The sequence below is a fragment of the Acinetobacter sp. ANC_7635 genome (assembly GCF_056779945.1).
In genome coordinates this window covers 64,308-84,231 of record NZ_JBWYIS010000009.1, presented here as the reverse complement: position 1 = coordinate 84,231, position 19,924 = coordinate 64,308, and the positions used below count along the sequence as shown (strand labels likewise).

15 protein-coding genes are annotated in these 19,924 nt (G+C 38.2%); 6 read left to right on the top strand and 9 right to left on the bottom strand.

Annotation, left to right across the window (positions count from 1 at the left end; genetic code table 11):
* Positions 1-371: 371 nt before the first annotated feature.
* The gene (locus tag AC1M89_RS10685) at positions 372-623 is read left to right on the top strand and encodes a hypothetical protein (protein ID WP_035266079.1); all 252 of its coding nucleotides are present in this window, start codon (positions 372-374) and stop codon (positions 621-623) included.
* Positions 624-714: 91 nt separating this feature from the next.
* On the opposite strand, the gene AC1M89_RS10680 is transcribed toward AC1M89_RS10685, so the two are convergent.
* Together AC1M89_RS10680 and AC1M89_RS10675 are read right to left on the bottom strand one after the other, a co-directional pair.
* Positions 715-1,170 (bottom strand): hypothetical protein, encoded by a 456-nt coding sequence (locus AC1M89_RS10680; protein WP_416224324.1) that lies wholly within the window; start codon positions 1,168-1,170, stop codon positions 715-717.
* Positions 1,171-1,314: 144 nt separating this feature from the next.
* Positions 1,315-2,847: a TerC family protein gene (locus tag AC1M89_RS10675; RefSeq protein WP_092767773.1), complete on the bottom strand. Its 1,533-nt coding sequence runs from the start codon at positions 2,845-2,847 to the stop codon at positions 1,315-1,317.
* 556 nt (positions 2,848-3,403) lie between these two features.
* Here AC1M89_RS10675 and AC1M89_RS10670 point away from each other — a divergent pair.
* On the top strand, positions 3,404-3,868 hold the full coding sequence (locus tag AC1M89_RS10670) for a MarR family winged helix-turn-helix transcriptional regulator (RefSeq protein ID WP_035266085.1): 465 nt from the start codon (positions 3,404-3,406) through the stop codon (positions 3,866-3,868).
* 17 nt (positions 3,869-3,885) lie between these two features.
* Here AC1M89_RS10670 and AC1M89_RS10665 read toward each other — a convergent pair whose 3' ends face one another.
* From AC1M89_RS10665 to AC1M89_RS10645, 5 genes are all read right to left on the bottom strand, one after another.
* Complete coding sequence (locus tag AC1M89_RS10665; RefSeq protein WP_481592103.1) at positions 3,886-4,551, bottom strand: SOS response-associated peptidase; 666 nt, start codon at positions 4,549-4,551, stop codon at positions 3,886-3,888.
* A 59-nt stretch (positions 4,552-4,610) separates the two neighbouring features.
* The gene (locus tag AC1M89_RS10660; protein WP_481596380.1) at positions 4,611-6,059 is read right to left on the bottom strand and encodes an aldehyde dehydrogenase family protein; all 1,449 of its coding nucleotides are present in this window, start codon (positions 6,057-6,059) and stop codon (positions 4,611-4,613) included.
* Between the two features lie 91 nt (positions 6,060-6,150).
* The gene (locus AC1M89_RS10655; protein WP_481614204.1) at positions 6,151-8,313 is read right to left on the bottom strand and encodes a malate synthase G; all 2,163 of its coding nucleotides are present in this window, start codon (positions 8,311-8,313) and stop codon (positions 6,151-6,153) included.
* A 354-nt stretch (positions 8,314-8,667) separates the two neighbouring features.
* A complete protein-coding gene (gene zapE, locus AC1M89_RS10650; protein ID WP_481587652.1) occupies positions 8,668-9,810 on the bottom strand; it encodes a cell division protein ZapE in 1,143 nt (380 codons plus the stop codon).
* 100 nt (positions 9,811-9,910) lie between these two features.
* Complete coding sequence (locus AC1M89_RS10645; RefSeq protein WP_481592100.1) at positions 9,911-10,921, bottom strand: AraC family transcriptional regulator; 1,011 nt, start codon at positions 10,919-10,921, stop codon at positions 9,911-9,913.
* Between the two features lie 155 nt (positions 10,922-11,076).
* Here AC1M89_RS10645 and AC1M89_RS10640 point away from each other — a divergent pair, with 155 nt between their 5' ends.
* Positions 11,077-12,597, top strand: a complete 1,521-nt coding sequence (locus AC1M89_RS10640) for a flavin-containing monooxygenase (RefSeq protein ID WP_481609121.1) — start codon at positions 11,077-11,079, stop codon at positions 12,595-12,597.
* Between the two features lie 38 nt (positions 12,598-12,635).
* Here AC1M89_RS10640 and AC1M89_RS10635 read toward each other — a convergent pair whose 3' ends face one another.
* Both AC1M89_RS10635 and msrB read right to left on the bottom strand, forming a co-directional pair.
* Entirely contained in the window at positions 12,636-13,118 is a 483-nt protein-coding gene (locus AC1M89_RS10635; RefSeq protein WP_035266096.1) for a glutathione peroxidase, read from the bottom strand.
* Positions 13,115-13,534: a peptide-methionine (R)-S-oxide reductase MsrB gene (gene msrB, locus AC1M89_RS10630; RefSeq protein WP_035266138.1), complete on the bottom strand. Its 420-nt coding sequence runs from the start codon at positions 13,532-13,534 to the stop codon at positions 13,115-13,117. Before msrB ends, AC1M89_RS10635 begins: the two co-directional genes overlap by 4 nt.
* 151 nt (positions 13,535-13,685) lie before the next feature.
* On the opposite strand from msrB, the gene AC1M89_RS10625 reads away from it, so the two are divergent.
* From AC1M89_RS10625 to dnaE, 3 genes are all read left to right on the top strand, one after another.
* Positions 13,686-14,921: a pyridoxal phosphate-dependent aminotransferase gene (locus tag AC1M89_RS10625; RefSeq protein WP_481609120.1), complete on the top strand. Its 1,236-nt coding sequence runs from the start codon at positions 13,686-13,688 to the stop codon at positions 14,919-14,921.
* Positions 14,922-15,107: 186 nt separating this feature from the next.
* Entirely contained in the window at positions 15,108-16,166 is a 1,059-nt protein-coding gene (locus AC1M89_RS10620) for a type II asparaginase (RefSeq protein WP_481609119.1), read from the top strand.
* A 173-nt stretch (positions 16,167-16,339) separates the two neighbouring features.
* The gene (gene dnaE / locus AC1M89_RS10615; RefSeq protein WP_481614203.1) at positions 16,340-19,918 is read left to right on the top strand and encodes a DNA polymerase III subunit alpha; all 3,579 of its coding nucleotides are present in this window, start codon (positions 16,340-16,342) and stop codon (positions 19,916-19,918) included.
* The last annotated feature ends 6 nt before the right edge of the window (positions 19,919-19,924 follow it).

Genomic DNA, 19,924 nt, shown 5'->3' with positions numbered 1-19,924 from the left:
CTGTAATCAATAATTGTCTCGTTTATCCAACAGACTATTATTGCTTACCCACCTTAACTTTGACCTCATCAGTCTGATTTGGAATGACTTTTGCTACTATTTATTTGTTTTGCAAGATGCTAAAAAGTAAATAGATTAAAGAATTACAAGAAACTCTATTCATCTCATCACGATTTATCGAAATAATTCTAGCACTTAGCTCACGTAGTATCTTAATTTCAAATATTTCGACTTTTGTCATATTAATGTCATAATTTATTTACATAATAGAGTGTTAAAAACTTGCTTTATTCTTCAATCCCCTGTACAAGTATGTAAACAAAGTCGACTAAATCATTCAGATTTGTCATGAATTATCAGGAGGGATGGAGATGTTATCATTACATTTCAACAAGCAAGTCTTCATTAATACTCTTAAAGCAAACAACAATGCTGTCGTTTTTTTAAGCACAATGTTTGCTCTCATGCTGACACTTGTTGTGCAAGGTACAATTCAAGGCACGTTGAAGCTTGAATATTTTGCTTATGCACTTGCTGCGACGCTAGCATTTTACGTGTGGGCCTTTATTGACACGAAATATCGTACTCAAAAGCTTTCTGATCAAGAAGCACATTTAGACTAAGAGATGGATGCCAAAGCATCCATCTTAAAGTCAATGTCATCATTTAAAGCACTCTATCAAAATAACAAGTTTTTCAATTCTGCTCTACTTATTAGAATAACCCAACATATAAACCATAAAGCAAACCTAAGGTCGCCCCAACCTCACCTACGACCAATAGTACCATCGCACCTCTCATGAGCAATTTTGGTAATTCAATACGCCCTAATTGATGTGGTTCTTTGAACTGATTTGTCGTATCTTTCAATAAGCCATGCAAAATATAACTTAAAATTGAAAATGCAAAAAAGAAAATATTAATCAAAATAAAGAGCAAATTTGTCGATTCATTCAACGCTGAAAAATATGCCATAACCGCTAGAATTAACGTTGCAGGTGCATATAGCAAACTACTCCTATGCGCAATATCAACATAATAATGTGCTCGAGCTTGTTTAGATAAGCTGATTTGCACATACTTCCATACACCAGTAAGCATACCGGTCAATAAAAAAATACCACTAAAAAAAATAGCAAGTCTTACCGATAATTCCATTTGATCGATCATGATCTGACATTCCTTCGCTATAAAACAGATTGCAATATGTTTAGCATCTTATCTCATATTTCATACTACGACTTCGCTAACTCCATACCTTATATAGAAATTTAAGCAAAAAAAAGCTCCAATAAGGAGCTTTTTTATTAGAGTTTAAAGCGTGATTTTAACGGTTTTAATTCGATTATCTTCCATTTCTAGAATTTCGAAATTAACCCCTTGGTGTTCAATCAACATACCAACTTCAACCGCCCCACTCGTTTTATCTAAAATCAGTCCTGCAACACTAAAGTAACCTGAGTCTTCTTGCACCAGATCTAAATCTAATATATCGAGCGCCAGCTCTAATTGATATAAATCTAACATACCAGACGCCTTCCAAGTGGTATCATCGATTTTAACCAATTCAAGCTGTTCATCAGCATCTGGGAATTCACCAGCAATTGCTTCAAAAACATCTAATGGTGAGATTAAGCCTTGAATATTGCCATATTCATTTGTAACAAGTACCAATGAACCTTTAGAAGTTCTTAATGTATTAATTGCATCAATCACTTTCATTTTTTCATAAATGAAAATAGGACGGACACGTTTCATCAAATCTTTTAGTTGATCTGGATCATCTAATGCATCAATCAATTCTTTTGCACGTACAATCGTGATGACTTTATCCAATTGTCCACGACAAACTGGGAAAAGACTATGAGGTACAGCTAATACCTGTTCACGAATTGCTTCGGCATCGTCCTCAATATTAACCCAAGAAATTTGATTTCGAGGTGTCATAATTGAAGCAACTGAACGTTCAGCAAGTGATAGCACACCACCAACCATATAACGCTCTTCATCACCAAAAGCTTGTTGAATTTCTTCAACTTCTTTGGATGTTGCAATATCGGCATCCAATTTACTGCCCATCAATTTCAAAATTGAATCTGCAGTTCGATGACGTAACGGGATCTTCGCTTGATTTTTTTCAAGATTACGATTCGAAAATTGATTGAATGCTTCAATTAGAATTGCAACACCAATACCTGAATAAATATAACCTTTAGGGATATGGAATCCAAAACCTTCAGCGATTAGACTTACACCGATCAATAACAAGAAACTTAAACAAAGGATAACCACCGTAGGATGACGGTTAACAAACGTAGTTAACGGTTTTGATGCAATTAACATGACAACCATAGCCACAATCATCGCAGCCATCATCACGTAAATATTATCCACCATACCAATCGCAGTGATCACTGAGTCGAGTGAAAATACCGCATCAAGCACGACGATCTGAGCCACAACTGCAGCAAAACCAGCGTATACGACATTGTTATTCGTTTTAATCTCGGGTTTACCCTCCATTTTTTCATGGAGTTCATTGACAGCCTTATACACAAGGAATAGACCACCAAACAGTAATATCAAATCCCGACCTGAGAATGTTTTTCCAAAAATTTCAATCAATGGTTGAGTTAAAGTCACTAACCACGAGATCGCAAAAAGTAGACCTAGACGCATTAATAATGCGAGGGATAAACCGATTACACGGGCTTTATCACGTTGTTCTGGAGGAAGTTTTTCTGCAAGTATCGCAATAAATACTAAGTTATCAATACCTAAAACGATTTCAAGAATAATAAGGGTAATTAACCCTATCCAAATGCCAGGATCCAATAAAAATTCCATATTAGATCTCCTGGTTCTTATTATTTAAGATAATGTAAGAAGCTAAATTAGGCCAACACGGCGACGGGTCCATATATAAAGTTACCTTTTCAGAAATGATGAAACTATTATGCATAAGAATTTTATTTTGTAATTACTTTTTTTATGTTCAAAACAATTTTTTATGTAAATTTAGATCATATCTTTAGTCGTAATTGCCATCCTTGAATAGTCTTTGACATTTTCGACACAAAAAAAAATATCAGTGCCAAGTTATAGTTCCTATATTTTTCAATAGAATTTGGTCAGCGTGGAATTGACATAAAGATATAATCATGAAGATCAGAATAGCTGTATTTTTCGAATCTTCTGTTTTGATACACATAAAGATATTTACAGATCATTGAAATATGTTTTATAAAACTGAAGTCAATAGGTGTCATACCTTTTGTCTGATTTAAGGTAAGCGCTTGAACATAAGTTGATTATTTGAACATAGTTCTTTTAATATAGGTTATGCTTCATGTAATATTTAAATTAATAAAAACAATTAAGTTACACTGACAAGGACGTAGCGATGTCAAAAAAATATGCAAAATTTTTACCTTCATCTGAAAATTTTGAACTCGAAAATTTTCCATTCTATTGGATCACTCAAGTCCATTCTCAGTATGTACTGAATGTTGACCATGTGCTCAAAAAGTATGGCGTTGATAATTCTCGTCGACGTTTGCTTGTCGCATTGTCTACTAAACCAGATGCAAGTGTTTCAGAACTCTCTGACATGATTGTGTCAAAAATGTCGACGACTACAAAAATCGTTTACCGTTTAAAAGATGAAGGAATGGTTGACACTTACTCGTGTGAAAACGATGCCCGTATTACGCGTGTGGTACTAACACCAAAAGGTTTAGAAATGACAAAAAAAATTAATGACCTGATGAGTGTGGTTCTTGAACAAACATTTGAGGGATTAACCCCACTTCAAATTGAAAAACTAATGGAAAGCTTAAAGCATATTTTCAAAAATTTAGCGCATTAATTTTCCTAAACTTTAGATTAAAGCCCATCATCAAACATATTGAGTTGGGCTGTATTGTTCTGCCGTGGTTTTGGACAATAAAAACATTCAAATTCCCCTACTGGAAAGCCTTCAACAAAGTTCTGAATGTCGGGGGATTTTAAACTCAACCACTGATCTAATTTATGGTGCGGAATAATAATTACTGACCGTTTAACATCTCCAGGCTCATGAAAATCCTTCATCATTTCGTGATGAATAGCATCCATGGTAATCATCGTTGCTGAACGATAAATAATTTGATCAATTTTCGTGATTTCATACAACGCTGCGATAAAAAATGCCTGACCATCTTTTCTTCTCACACCCCATCGTTGCGGTCGTCCATTAATATATTTTGCTTCATAAAACTCAGTGACTGGAATTACACCAAATTTACATTTTTCAAATGCTTCTTGAAAACTTCTTTTTTCGCTTAATGTTTCATTGCGTGCATTATAGGTTTTCTTCGCTATTTCTGTATCAGTTGCCCATTTTGGTATAAAACCAAAATTAACTAACCTCCACTCGTAGCTATGATCAGATTTAAATAATAACGGGGTTTCGTAGCTTGGATAAACCTCTTCCACATATTCAAATGAAATATGTGGAAGTTCTAATGCTTGGATTTGATGCGCTTGTATTGGCTTAAAGTTGGCACACATAGCATAATTTTCAATACTATAAAAAACTTAGGCTATTATAGCCGATCCAATTCAGTTCATTATGATGATATTGGTACTGTCATCCAGTGTGTACGCGTGAATTCATCCATAATCCAATGCCCATTAAAGCGCCCTAATCCAGAGTTCTTTTCTCCACCGAATGGTGCATTAGCATGGTCCGCGACACTTATATCATTAATATGTGTCATTCCAATATCGAGTTTTGAAGCGATTTCTACTCCGCGCTCAATATCAGATGTACATACAGCACCAGATAAACCAAACGGTGTGTCATTGGCGATTTTTATTGCATGTGCTTCATCATCTGCTCTGATGATCGGCAGAATTGGTCCGAAGCTCTCCTCTTGAGCAATTGCATATGTCGGCAATACATCGATAAACACATGAGGTGAAACCAAATTATTCTCAATACCCCCAGCATAGACCAACTTAGCACCTTCTATTTGAGCCTGATCAATGATTCGTTGATGCTGTTTCACTTGTGTATTATTAATAATAGGTCCTATAAGCGTCTCATCAAGATTAGGATCACCCACAGGAATATCTTTGACTTTGTTTAAAAGCTTTTCAACATATTCATTGTGAATCGATTGATCTACGATGACACGATTAGTGCTCATACAGATTTGACCTTGGTGAAGGAAGCGCCCCTTGATCGTCAAATCGACTGCCAAATCTAAATCTGCATCTTTAAGAATTAATAATGGCGCATTCCCCCCAAGCTCTAAAGCAAGTCGTTTGATTCTAGAGCTGGCCATCGCTTTAGCACCAACATTTTGTCCTACTTCTGTAGAGCCAGTGAATGAAATCATCTTCGGGATAGGATGCTCGACAAAATAATCCCCTATTTCACTACCACTACCCACAATGACATTCAGTACACCAGCGGGCACACCCGCCTCTTCAAACAATTTCCCTAATAATGTTCCACCTGTAACAGGTGTGTCACTCGCAGGTTTTAGTACCACTGTATTTCCACATGCGATTGCGCAAACAACCGATCGCATTGACAAATGAAATGGAAAATTCCAAGGGCTAATGACAGCAATAACACCCAACGCTTTGCGTTGATAAAAACTTTTTCTCGCAGGATCTTTACTTTCTAGCTGAACAGTTTGGATTTGATCAGGAAAAGTGAATGATTCTGAGATAATACCAAGCGCAGCACCTACTTCAATATTTGCCTTGAGACGCGTACTTCCAGACTCGGTAATCAGCCAATCTATAATTTCGTCTTTACGTAATTGTATGATGTCATGCAGCTTCTGAATGATTTTCTTGCGATCTATAGCAGAGGTAATTAAGCCAAGATCAAATGCTTGTTGTGCTGCAGAAAAAGCGAGATCAACATCAGACTGATTCGCCGCTTGAATTTGGTGTATTTCTTTTAAATCAAATGGATTAAAATTTTGTATGACACGCTCTGAAGAGCCTTTTAACCAAGAACCGTTAATATACTGTTGATTTAAATTTGAATATCGCGTCATTTTATGTCCCTCTACATGCCACTTTTTACCCAATGGTCAACTATTTTACACAATCGTAAAAAAAGCCTCCGGAGAGGCTTTTTTATTTTAATTAGTCACCAGTATAACCTTTAAGCTTCAAGCGGTAAGCATGAAGTAATGGTTCTGTATAACCTGATGGTTGTTCAGCACCTTTAAACACTAAATCATATGCTGCTTGGTAAGCATAACCGTCAAACCCAGGCGCCATTGGTGTGTACGCTGGATCGTTCGCATTTTGCTCATCTACAATTTTAGCCATACGTTGCATTACTTCTTCAACTTGCTCTTTAGTCACGATACCGTGACGTAACCAGTTAGCAACGTGTTGAGATGAAATACGTAAAGTTGCACGGTCTTCCATCAAACCAACGTTGTTGATGTCTGGAACTTTAGAACAACCAACACCCAAATCAACCCAACGAACAACATAACCAAGAATACCCTGAAGGTTATTTTCTAACTCTTTGGTTTTCTCTTCATCAGTCCAATTCGTATCAGTCGCTAATGGTGGAGTTAATAAATCATCTAAAGGTAATGCTTCAGTTTTTAACAACTCTTGTTGACGCGCTGAAACATTACATTGGTGATAGTGAATCGCATGAATTACAGCACCAGATGGTGATGGAACCCAAGCACAGCTCGCACCAGCTTCAGGATGCTCAATTTTGGTTTTATACATATCTAAAAGCATATCTGGTTTAGGCCACATGCCTTTACCAATTTGTGCTTTGCCACGTAAGCCTGCTTGTAAACCAACCATCACGTTACGGTTTTCATATGCAGGGAACCAAATTTGAGATTTAACTTCACCCTTACGAACGAATGGACCTGCTTCCATAAAGGTATGGATTTCGTCACCTGTACGGTCCATGAATCCTGTGTTAATGAAGATGGTACGATCTTTCGCTTGAGCAATACAGTTTTTCAAGTTTACAGAAGTACGGCGCTCTTCATCCATGATCCCGATTTTAAGCGTTTTTGCTGGCAAACCTAGAGCTTGTTCTGCACGCTCAAATAGTTCAACTGCAAATGCAACTTCTTCAGGGCCATGCATCTTAGGTTTAACGATATACATAGAACCTTTACGAGAGTTCTTGATTTCATTTTGACCTTTGATGTCAGCAAACGTTAATAACGGTGTGATCAATGCATCCATGATACCTTCATAGATTTCTTGACCATCCACTAGGATCGCCGGGTTCGTCATCAAATGACCAACGTTACGAAGAAGCATCAATGAACGACCGTGTAAAGTTGTTTCGCCACCGATCAGATTTTTGTGGGTACGGTCTTTGTTTAAAGCACGAGTAATGGTTTTACCATTTTTCTCGATTTTCTCTTCCAAAGTACCCTTCATCAAACCTAACCAGTTACGGTAGCCTTCAACTTTTTCTTCAGCATCAACCGCAGCAATTGAGTCTTCCAAATCTTGGATCGTTGTTACCGCAGATTCTAAAACAAGATCTTTTACGCCAGCAGCATCCGTTTGACCAATTGGGCTTGTCGCATCGATTTCAATGATGACATGCAAACCATTATTTAATAAAACGATTTCTGTCGGCGCAGACTCTTCACCATTAAAACCTACAAATTGAGCTTCTTTAGCCAAATTTGTTGTGCTGCCATCTTTAAGCGTTACCACTAATTTTTTTGCTTCAACAGCGTATTTCGTAGCATCCGCATGTGATCCATTTGCTAAAGGGAAAGTTTCATTTAAGAAATTTTTAGCAAAAGCGATAACTTTTTCGCCACGAATAGGGTTATACCCCTTACCTTTTTCCGCACCGCCCTCTTCCGAGATGACATCGAAACCATACAATGCGTCATATAAAGAGCCCCAACGAGCATTTGCAGCGTTCAAGCAGTAACGTGCATTACGTACAGGCACAACCAATTGTGCACCCGCCAATAGTGCGATTTCTTCATCTACATTTTCAGTTGTAATTTGAAAATCTTCTACTTCTGGTAATAAGTAGCCAATTTCTGTCAGGAAAGCTTTGTAAGCTCCTAATTCAAATTTATTATTGCGGTGCCATTCATCAATTTTCGCTTGAATGTCATCACGCTTAGCCAAGAGTGCTTTATTTTTTGGGCTAAGATCAACAACGACTTGTTCAAAGTTTTTCCAGTAAGTTTCACTGTCTAAACCAGAACCTGGTAGTGCTTCATTTTCGATGAAATCGTAGAGTTCTTTAGCAATCGCTAACTTGCCTTTCTGAATACGTGCAGTCATTGTCTTTCCTGATATTGCTACTTTTTATACAAGAGAATCTAGTATACCCATTTATAAATTGCTGAATAGTAATATCACATTGCTAAATAGTGATCATTTATTATAGACACCAATCAGATGAGACTTTTGATCTATTACTTATTGAGTCGTTTTAATTCAACAATCTAATTACAGTGTATAAAGTTTTATAAAGGTAGAAATTAGACTTAAGTGCCAATTTCCATCAAATCTGATTTAATTTAAACCAATATGTCTATTTTCTCTACGCTTTTAAGCGACGATTTCAAATTTATTCCACTCCAAATAAAAAAACCCAAACATCATCTGTTTGGGTTCGTTTTTGAATTTTCACATTTATTCTGCAGGCATATCAATTTGTCGATGCGCAGATTGTAAATAGTCATCTGATTGCATTTCGAGTAAGCGTGAACGTGTGCGTTCGATTTCAAACGCTAATTTTTCGCCACTATATATATCAATGATACTGGCATGTGAGGTTAGTAATAATTTAACACCACGATCATAGAACTCATCGACTAAATAAATGAATCGGCGTGTTCCTTCTGATAAATAATCATTCAGATCGGGAACATTACTGACTAGGACAGTGTTATAAGTGTTCGCAATTTCGATAAAGTCCGCAGGACTTCGTGGCTTCATACAGAGTTCAGAAAACTCACACCATAATACATCTTCAGTATGACCAATTGTATCGACATTACGTCCATTAATGATGATCGGTTCTTCACTCACATTTTGAGCACTGGTTAATGCTGAAAAACGTTGTGCCATCCATACCTGATTATCATGGCTTAAAGGTGATTTGAACAACTGCGCTTGTTTCAGTACACGCAAACGATAGTCAACACCTGCATCCACATTCAAAATGACACAATTCTTTTTTACCATTTCAATCGTTGGAATAAAGCGGTCGCGATGAATACCGTTCTTGTATAAACCATCTGGTGCAATGTTTGATGTCGCAACAAGTGTAATTCCACGAACAAATAGCTTTTGGAATAAATCACTTAAAATCATCGCATCCGTGACATTTGATACAAAGAATTCATCAAAACAGATCACAACCGCATCTTTGTAAATTTGATCAGCAACGATGTCGAGTGGATTTTGCTGTCCTGAATTTTTATTTAACTCTTTATGCACATATTGCATAAAATGATGGAAATGCATACGCGTCTTACGACGGAATGGTATCGCATCATAAAACTGGTCCATCAACCAAGTTTTTCCACGCCCAACACCACCCCACATATAAACACCCTTCGGGGCTGTTTGACGGCGAAAACGTCGAAACGCTTTTTTAGAAGCTTTATATCGTAAGATCAGTTCTTCCCAAACACGATTAAGTTCATGTACAGCTTGAGCTTGAGCATCATCAGGCATAAATTGTCCTGACGAAATTGCGTGAGCATAACGTTCTGCAGGTGATTGCGGAGTGTGACTTAAACTATTTTGCGAAGAATGAGAATGGAACATAGATATTGATTACTTTTTTAGGCCGTCGGAAGTATAACGAATATTTAAAAAAATGATAAATAACACTTTGGCATATACCATTTGAGCATACATGCTGAGGTTATTTCCCATACTGTCGTGGACTTTGTCCAAACCATCTTTTAAAAGCATGGTTAAATGCTGCAGGTTCTGAATATCCAAGCATTTCAGCTATTACTTCGATTGAATACTCTTTGTACTCAATTAATCGAAGCGCTTTCTCTCGAATGAGTTGCTCCCGTATTTGCTTATAGCTTGTATCCAGTTGGTTAAGCTGATGTCGCAAAGTACGCTCTGGAATATTCAATGCTTGAGCAGTTTCTGCCATTGTTGGAATCTGCCCCGTTTGTAAATCCAAATAATCGTGAATTCTTTGAATCAACTGGTGTTGATTCAATTGTTGTGCATTCAATCTTTCGATTTCAGCATTACATCTTTGTTGATGGACATTAAATGTGATTTGATCAGCTGAAGGCAACTTCAATTCTAAAATTTCAGCATCAAAAATCAGTCGAAATTTCTCTTGTTCAAACCGAACTTGTTCACCGAAATAATTCAAATACTTGTTCAAAAAAATGGATTCTTTCGGTCGTGAAAACGGCAATTCAATCTGCACTTCAGGAAAGGGCAATCCTATCATTTTGTAGATATCTTGCACGAATTTAACCGTACCTGAAATTTCACATTGAGCCCTGAACTCATCAACTTCACTTTGTAAATTGAGTGGCTCATAACATAAAGCCGCATAGACACTCGTCTGCTCTAATGTAAGCCTACCCGATAAATGGGTAAGTGCTTGATAGCGTATTCCATTTGTGAGAGCCGCACCGACATTCGAGCTTGTGACCAACAGCATGAGAAGCGGACCATAGCCTGCGAGCGCATAATGTTGACCGACATCCAAACCAAGCAGCGGGTTAACCCCTTTAGCAATAATTCTTTGAATGATTTGTTCTAATTCAGGTTGAATCGTTGAACTCGGATCTAAGGCATCCGCCTTTAAACCGACAGCTTCCAATCTTTCGTCCACATTTATTCCGACCTGTCGCATGCCCTGTATGAGATACAACAAACCGAGAATCGACCTTTTCATAAAACAGAATTTTAAAATTAAAGTTGCATATGTTTTACCCTAAAAAAAAGGGAAAGAATATTGCCGAAAATATCAATATTAAATGTCAATGAAATCATGTCAGTTTCAGTCCAGACTGCTTATGATAGCTTCAAATAATATAAACGAGTATTAAAATGGAAGTTACATCAGATCAGCTAGATACAAATTCAGTCGACTTAATTGAAACGCAACTCATCAAGAAAAATACTAAAATTGCGATTATCGGCGCCGGATTTGGAGGATTAGCCACAGCTATTCAACTTCTTAAACGCGGTATCAAAGATTTTGTTATTCTTGAAAAAGCTACAGATGTAGGTGGTACTTGGCGTGAAAATCAATACCCGGGTGCTGCATGTGATGTGCAGTCTCATATGTATTCATTATCTTTTGCACCTAAATCTGATTGGACAAAACGATATGCTGAAGCACCTGAAATTTTTCAATATATTCAAGATCTTATTCAAGAATATGATTTAAAAAAATTTATTCAATTTGATACCGAAGTCATTTCGACACGCTTCGATGAGCAAGCTCATGCGTGGGAAATCTCCATCAAGAATCAAAGTGCTCTACGCAGTCAATTCCTTATTTTTGCCTCTGGTCCATTGCATATTCCTCAAATTCCAAAGATTAAAGGTATCGAAAAATTTAAAGGCGAAGTATTCCACTCATCATCTTGGAATCATGCTTATGACCTGAATGGTAAACGTGTAGCCAGTATCGGCACAGGTGGAAGTGCAATTCAATATATTCCTGAGATTGCACCAAAAACCAAACAGTTATACGTGTTTCAAAGAACTGCTGCATGGGTAATACCGCGCGATGAACGTGCTTATAATGCTTTAGACAAAAAACTGTTTGCCCAATACGACTGGTTTAGAAAATTGCATCGAGCGCGCTTGTATTGGTCAAATGAATCACGCGTAGTTCCGATTGTAAAACCTCAAATGATGCGACTGGGTCAAAAACTTGCAGAAGCTTTTATTCGCTTCCAAGTCAAAGATAAAGAAATAGCAAAAAAATTGACACCAGATTACACCATGGGGTGTAAAAGAATTTTGGTATCAAATCGATATTTCCCAACATTTAATCGCAAGAATGTAGAGCTCGTGACGGACAGCATCCAAGAAATTACTGAAAATGCGATTGTTACCAAAGATGGGCAAGTACGAGAAATAGATTGCTTAATTTACGGTACTGGTTTTATTACTGATCCACGAATTTATTTAAAAGATTTTAAATGTTATGGTGAAAATGGTATTGAGTTGAAAGAAGCATGGAAAGAGGGTGCTGAAAGCTACTATGGAATTTCTACCAAAGGATTTCCAAATCTCTTTCAACTTTTAGGCCCGAATACTGTTTTAGGTCATAACTCTGTAATTTTTATGATCGAATCTCAAGTGAATTACATTCTACAACTGATTGAAGCTGTAGAAAAATCCAAAACCAAAGCAATCGTGGTCAAAGATGTAGTCCAAGAAGAATTCAACCGTAAAATCCAAGAAAAATTTGCAGGCACAGTTTGGCAATCTGGCTGTGTGAGTTGGTATCAGCAAGAAGGCGGAAAGAATTTTTCACTTTGGCCGAGTTATACATGGAAGTATTGGCTAGAAACCAAAAATGCAAATCTAGCCGATTACCGTTTCTTTAATTAAATGAATAAAAAAAATCAGCTCAATTGAGCTGATTTTTTTTACTGAGCCAGCGCTTTTTGAATATCATCTTCAATGCTTTCTGGTTTAGTTGTAGGTGCATATCGATTAAGCACTTTGCCATCTTTTCCAATCAAAAATTTGGTAAAGTTCCACTTAATTCCACTTCCTAAAATGCCTTTGCTGTTGTTGGTGAGATACCGAAAAATCACATGGGCTTCAGGACCTTTTACATCCACTTTAGCGAACATCGGAAAGGATACACCGTAATTTCTCTGGCAAAAACTACCAATTTCTTCGTGCGTACCCGGATCTTGCCCACCAAATTGATTACACGGAAATCCTAATACCTCAAAACCTTGATCTTTATACTTTTCATACAGCGCTTCCAACCCTGCAAATTGTGGCGTAAATCCACATTTGCTGGCTGTGTTGACTATCAATAGCACTTTACCTTCATAGTCCGAAAATTGCTTATTTTCCCCTTCTAGCAATTCTGCCTCAAATTGATAAATATTGGTCATGGATAGGTTTCCTCATCATTTTTTTCTTGGGTTTTTAATTCTAATGAAGCTGAGTTTACACAATAGCGAAGACCTGTAGGTTCAGGTCCATCCTCAAAAACATGACCTAGATGTGCGTCACAATGATGACAAACAATCTCAGTACGAATCATGCCATGTGAGTGATCGTCATGTTCTTCAATGACTGTTTGGTTGATTGGACGATAAAAACTAGGCCATCCACAACCACTGTCATATTTGGTTTCTGAAGTAAATAAAGGTTCGCCACAGCAACGACAAACATAAGTTCCTTCTTGTTTGGTATTCCAATATCGCCCTGTGAAAGCAGGCTCAGTTCCCTTTTGACGGGTAATGCGATACTCCTCTGGTGATAACTCTCTTTGCCATTCTCGGTCTGTTTTATTGAGTTTTCCCATGATTAACTCCTTTAAATCTTTGACATTCAATGTCATGCTTCAGTACCTTCATATTTACGCTAGAGCTTGAAAAATTTCTAGCTAAATTTCTACATAGATTGTGATATTTAGTAATCTATTTTTATTCACTCAAAAATAATTGGATGGGAATATGTCCGTTTTAGGTAACACTACTCCACGCGAAATTAAGAAATCGTCTAAGCTCGAGCATGTATGCTATGACATTCGTGGACCTGTGTTACGCGCCGCCAACGAAATGGAAGAAGCCGGACATAAGATAATTAAACTCAATATCGGCAACCCAGCGCCCTTCGGTTTTGAAGCACCTCAAGAAATTATCAATGATGTTGCGTTGAATTTACCAAATGCAATCGGCTATACAGACTCAAAAGGGATTTTCCCTGCCCGCAAAGCGGTTTGTCAGTATTATCAACAAAAAGGTATTTTCAATATGCATGTCAATGATGTGTATATTGGGAATGGTGTTTCTGAGCTGATTGTAATGGCTATGCAAGGCCTGTTAGATGACGGCGATGAAATGCTGGTGCCAATGCCAGATTATCCATTATGGACTGCTGCCGTTAATCTTTCTGGTGGCACAGCAATTCATTATAAATGTGATGAAGAAGATAATTGGTATCCTGATATTCAGGATATGGAAAACAAAATTACGCCTAATACTCGTGGGATCGTGATTATCAATCCGAACAACCCAACGGGTGCTGTTTATCCACGCCATGTCTTAGAAAAAATTGTCGCTCTTGCAAAAAAATATGACCTGATTTTATTTGCTGATGAGATCTACGATAAGATCGTTTACGATGGAATCGAACATGTATCGGTCGCTGCCCTTGCGGGTAATCAACTGTGTATTTCATTTAACGGATTATCTAAATCCTATCGAATCGCTGGATACCGTTCAGGCTGGATGGCAATTACGGGTGATAAGACACGTGCGGCAGATTATATTGAAGGTCTAGATATGCTCGCGTCAATGCGCCTGTGTGCTAACCATCAAGCTCAATACGCTATTCAAACTGCATTGGGTGGCTACCAGTCTATCAACGATTTAATTCGTCCAGGTGGTCGTTTGTATGAGCAACGCAATATTGCTTGGCAAATGTTGAATGAAATCCCAGGTGTAAGCTGCGTTAAACCTGAAGGTGCAATGTATTGTTTCCCTAAACTTGATCCTGAAATTTATCCTATTCAGGATGATGAACAGTTTATGCTTGACTTCCTCAAATCAGAAAAAGTTTTATTGGTTCAAGGTACAGGATTCAACTGGCCTACCCCTGATCATTTCCGTGTGGTGTTCTTACCTGCCGAAAATGAATTACGTGAAGCAATCAATCGTTTAGGAAGATTCTTAGCAAAAATGCGTTAATTCGGTCGTTTTATGTGAATGATGTATTTAAAACCCCCAGATTTCAATCTGGGGGTTTTATATTTAATATTTTGATTATTTCATGATATTAATTTCATTTTGATTATATACAAACACCCTTCTTTTCCTTTATCGTGATTAAGCATTATCCATGCACAATACTATAAAAAACATTTAGGAAAAAAGATGAAAAAGACGCTAACCGCACTGACTCTATCGATTGGCTTGTTATTACCCCTAGCGAGCTTTGCTAAAAATAACGTTGTCGTCGTTGCAACTGGGGGAACGATTGCTGGTGCTGGTGCTAGTTCAACCAACAGCGCCACTTACACTGCCGCAAAAGTTCCAGTAGATGACTTACTGAATGCCGTCCCTCAAATTAAAGATTTAGCCAATGTGAGTGGCGTACAAGCAATGCAAGTTGCTTCTGAAAGTATTACGGACAAAGAATTACTTTCCCTTGCCCGCCAAGTCAATGATTTGGTTAAAAAGTCAGATGTAAATGGTGTTGTGATTACACATGGCACAGATACTTTAGAAGAAACCGCTTTTTTTCTTAATCTAGTCGTACAAACGGAAAAACCTATTGTTGTTGTCGGCTCAATGCGCCCATCGACGGCTTTATCTGCGGATGGCCCACTAAATTTATATAGTGCAGTTGCTCTGGCAGCAGACCCGAGTGCAAAAAATAAAGGGGTGTTCGTCCTTATGAACGATAGTATTTTTGCAGCTCGAGATGTGACTAAAGGCATTAATATTCATACTAATGCCTTTGTAAGCCAATGGGGAGCTTTAGGGACGTTAGTAGAATCTAAACCTTATTGGTTCCGAAGTTCTGTTAAGCGATTTAATCAGCGGTCAGAATTTAATATCGAGAATATTAAGGGTGATACACTCCCATTAGTTCAAATTGTCTATGGCTCTGGCAACATGATTCATGATGCTTATCAAGCGTATGCCAAGGCTGGGGTTAAAGCCATTGTCCATGCAGGTACAGGAAACGGCTCAGTCGCGAAAAATATTGTTCCCACGCTGAATCAACTTCAGCAAAGTGGTATACAAATTGTACGTTCTTCACGAGTGCCACAAGGATTCGTTCTCCGTAATGCCGAACAGCCAGATGACAAATATGGTTGGGTAGTTGCACATGACTTCAACCCTCAAAAAGCTAAAATTTTAACCGCGCTTGCTTTAACCAAAACCAAAGATGCAAAAGAAATACAACGCATGTTCTGGGAATATTAAGCCCAATTTTCATGTTATAAAAAAGTGCCGAATGGCACTTTTTTTGATTGATATAAAATCGCCTTTATTCAAATCGAAGATAATTTGTGCGAATCATATAAAATATCGTGGATTCTCAGCTCTAAATCACTTTGCATGATAAAATACGCTCTGCTCTTGTAAAGGACTCATCTATGCAGTTTGTTCATCTCGGTGTTCATACAGAATTTTCTATTACTGAATCAATCGTACGTATACCTGATCTAATGAAGTCTGCTGTACAGGATTCTATGCCTGCACTCGCGATGACAGATTTATCGAACTTACATGCAGCAGTGAAGTTTTATACCTCGTGTCTTAAAAAAGGGATTAAACCTATTTTAGGAAGTGTGATTCGTTTGAATGATGAATCACATCGTATGACTTTACTGGCGATGAATAATGAGGGTTGGCGTAGTTTAACTGAAGTAGTATCGCGCGGCTTTATTGAAGGACAACAACTCAGTATCCCGTGTGTAAAAAAAGAATGGGTGTTAGAACAAGCGCCGGGCATGATTGCACTTTTAGGGATTAAAAGTGATGTTGGAGAAATGCTGTGTTCAAGTAGCCCTGAAAAAGCTGAACCCTTACTTGAAGCTTGGATAGAAAAATTTGGCAATCGTGTCTATTTAGCACTCACGCGCACCAATCGCCCACAAGAAGAAGATTTTATTATTGAAGCTGTTAAATTAGCCGCAAAATATCAAATCGGTGTTGTCGCTCATAATGATGTTCATTTTATTAGAGAAGAAGACTTTGAAGCCCATGAAGCGCGCGTCTGCATCGCAGATGGCTATGTTTTAGGTGATAATCGTCGTCCACGTACTTACAGCCCTGAGCAATATTTCAAAACAACAGCGCAAATGGTGGAGTTATTTGCTGATATCCCCAGTGCTATTCAAAATACAGTTGAAATTGCTAAACGCTGTAATGTGACACTTCGCTTAGGTAAATACTTTTTACCTGACTATCCAATTCCTGAAGGTCATACAATTGATACCTTCTTTGCCCATTTGTCTAAAGAAGGATTAGAAGAACGTCTTAATCACCTCTATCCTGTGGAGAAACGTGGAGAAGACTGGCCTGAAATTCGCAAAGAATATGACGATCGATTAGATTTCGAAATCAAGATCATTAACTCGATGGGATTCCCAGGTTACTTCTTGATTGTCATGGACTTCATTCAGTGGTCCAAGAACAATGGCGTACCTGTAGGCCCGGGCCGTGGTTCAGGTGCAGGCTCATTAGTTGCATACAGTTTAAAAATTACAGATTTAGATCCACTACCATACGGACTTCTTTTCGAACGTTTCTTAAACCCTGAACGTGTTTCGATGCCAGACTTTGACGTGGATTTCTGTATCGCAGGTCGTGATCGTGTAATTGATTATGTAGCACGAACTTATGGGCGTGACGCTGTATCTCAAATTGCAACATTTGGTACGATGGCAGCGAAAGGTGCAATTCGAGATGTTGCACGAGTTTTAGGTAAGTCTTACGGCTTAGCAGATCGTATTTCTAAAATGATCCCGACTAAACCTTTAGGTTTAAGTTTGGAAGAATCTTTAGAAGCAGAACCACAACTTAAAGATATTGTAACCAACCCATCCAACCCAGATTATGAAGATGCATCAGAAATCTGGGAAATGGCGCTTAAACTTGAAGGAATAACGCGTAACACTGGTAAGCACGCAGGTGGTGTTGTAATCGCACCGACCAAGATTACGGACTTCTCAGCTGTACTGTGTGACGAAGATGGTACCGGTCGTGTTGCTCAATTTGATAAAGACGATGTTGAGGCGGCAGGACTTGTTAAATTTGACTTCTTGGGGTTGCGAAATCTTACTGTAATTGAAGATGCTATTCAGCACATTAACCAACGATTAAAGTTTGATATACCTCTAAAGATTGAGAATATTCCGCTAAATGACAAAGCTGCATATTCGATATTTGCCGAAGCAAATACCACTGCGGTATTCCAATTTGAATCCGTGGGCATGAAAAAAATGCTCAAGGAAGCACGCCCAAGTAAATTTGAAGAAATTATTGCCTTCGTTTCATTGTACCGCCCGGGTCCAATGGATCTAATTCCAGACTTTATTCACCGGATGCATGGTGGAGAGTTCGAATACTTACATCCCCTATTAGAAGGTGTATTAGAACCAACATACGGGATTATGGTATATCAAGAACAGGTCATGCAAGCAGCACAGTATTGTGCAGGATATAGTCTAGGTGGTGCGGACTTACTTCGTCGTGCGATGGGTAAAAAGAAACCTGAAGAGATGGTTAAACAACGCCAAATCTTTATTGAAGGTGCTGCAAAAAAAGATATCGATGAGCAAACGGCGAACCATATCTTTGACTATATGGAAAAATTTGCAGGCTATGGTTTCAACAAATCACATGCTGCAGCCTATGCATTGGTGGCTTATCAGACGGCTTGGTTAAAAGCACACTATCCTTCTGAGTTTATGTCCGCTGTACTGACTTCGGAAATGCAAAACACAGACAGTATTGTATTTTTGATTGATGACTGTCGTAACAATGGTCTCGATGTGTTACCACCTTCCGTCAATATGTCGATTTATCAATTCCATGCAATTGATGAAAAAACCATTGTATATGGTCTAGGTGCAATCAAGGGTGTTGGTGAAGCAGCAATGCAATCCGTGATTGATTCACGTAAGCAACTTGGACCTTATAAAGATTTATTTGATTTCTGCCATCGCATTGATCTGAAGAAAATCAATAAACGTACACTTGAAGCTTTGATTCGCTCAGGTGCATTAGATTGTCTCGGGCTTGAACGCGCGACTTTAATGGCTCAATTGCCTGAAGCGGTACAAGCAGCCGAACAAGCTCGTTCAAACCGCGAAACTGGCATTATGGATTTATTTGGTGAAGTTGAAGAAGTTCAACGTAAACCTACTAAACCTGTAAAACCTTGGTCTGATGAAGTCCGTTTAAAAGGTGAAAAAGACACCTTAGGTTTATATTTAACAGGACACCCGATCGATGTGTATCGCCCCGAGTTAAAAGCGTTTATTTCTAACAAAATTAATGAGCTGACTCCAACACGTCGTGGAGTAACTACTGTATTTGCCGGCTTGGTTGTGGATGTCGCAAATTTCCCTAACCGCATGATGATCACACTCGATGATGGTACTGCTCGAATCGAAGTCTCAGCAAATCATGAACGCTTCCAACGTTTTAAAGACGTTATTGTGAATGAAAGAGTGATCGTGATTGAAGGTGAAATTTATGAACGTGAAGGCTTCGACCGTCCGATGGGACGCCTTACTAAGGCGTTTACATTAAACGAAATTCGTCAAAAACGTGCGAATCACATCCTCATCAAATTACGACCTGAGCATATTCAGCCAAATCTTGGTCAAGAGCTTTCACAGATCATTCAACCATTTTGTAATGTAGATATGTGTCAGCATGTGCCATTACAAGTACAACTCGACTTTCCATATGCAACGGCTGATTTTCATTTACCACCGCAATGGAATGTCGCACCACTCGATGACTTATTGTTCAAACTGCGCGACTATTTTGGTAAAGAGGCCTTACATGTGGAGTATCATGTTAAATCAAAAGCTGCACGTTCCCTCGCCGTAGAACCAAAATCAGAACCAGTCGTCACATCACATGCCTCTCCACCTGACCAGATCAGTATGGATGAAGCAATGGATCAATACATGACGGAAGTCAGTCAATACTCTTAATTTTGG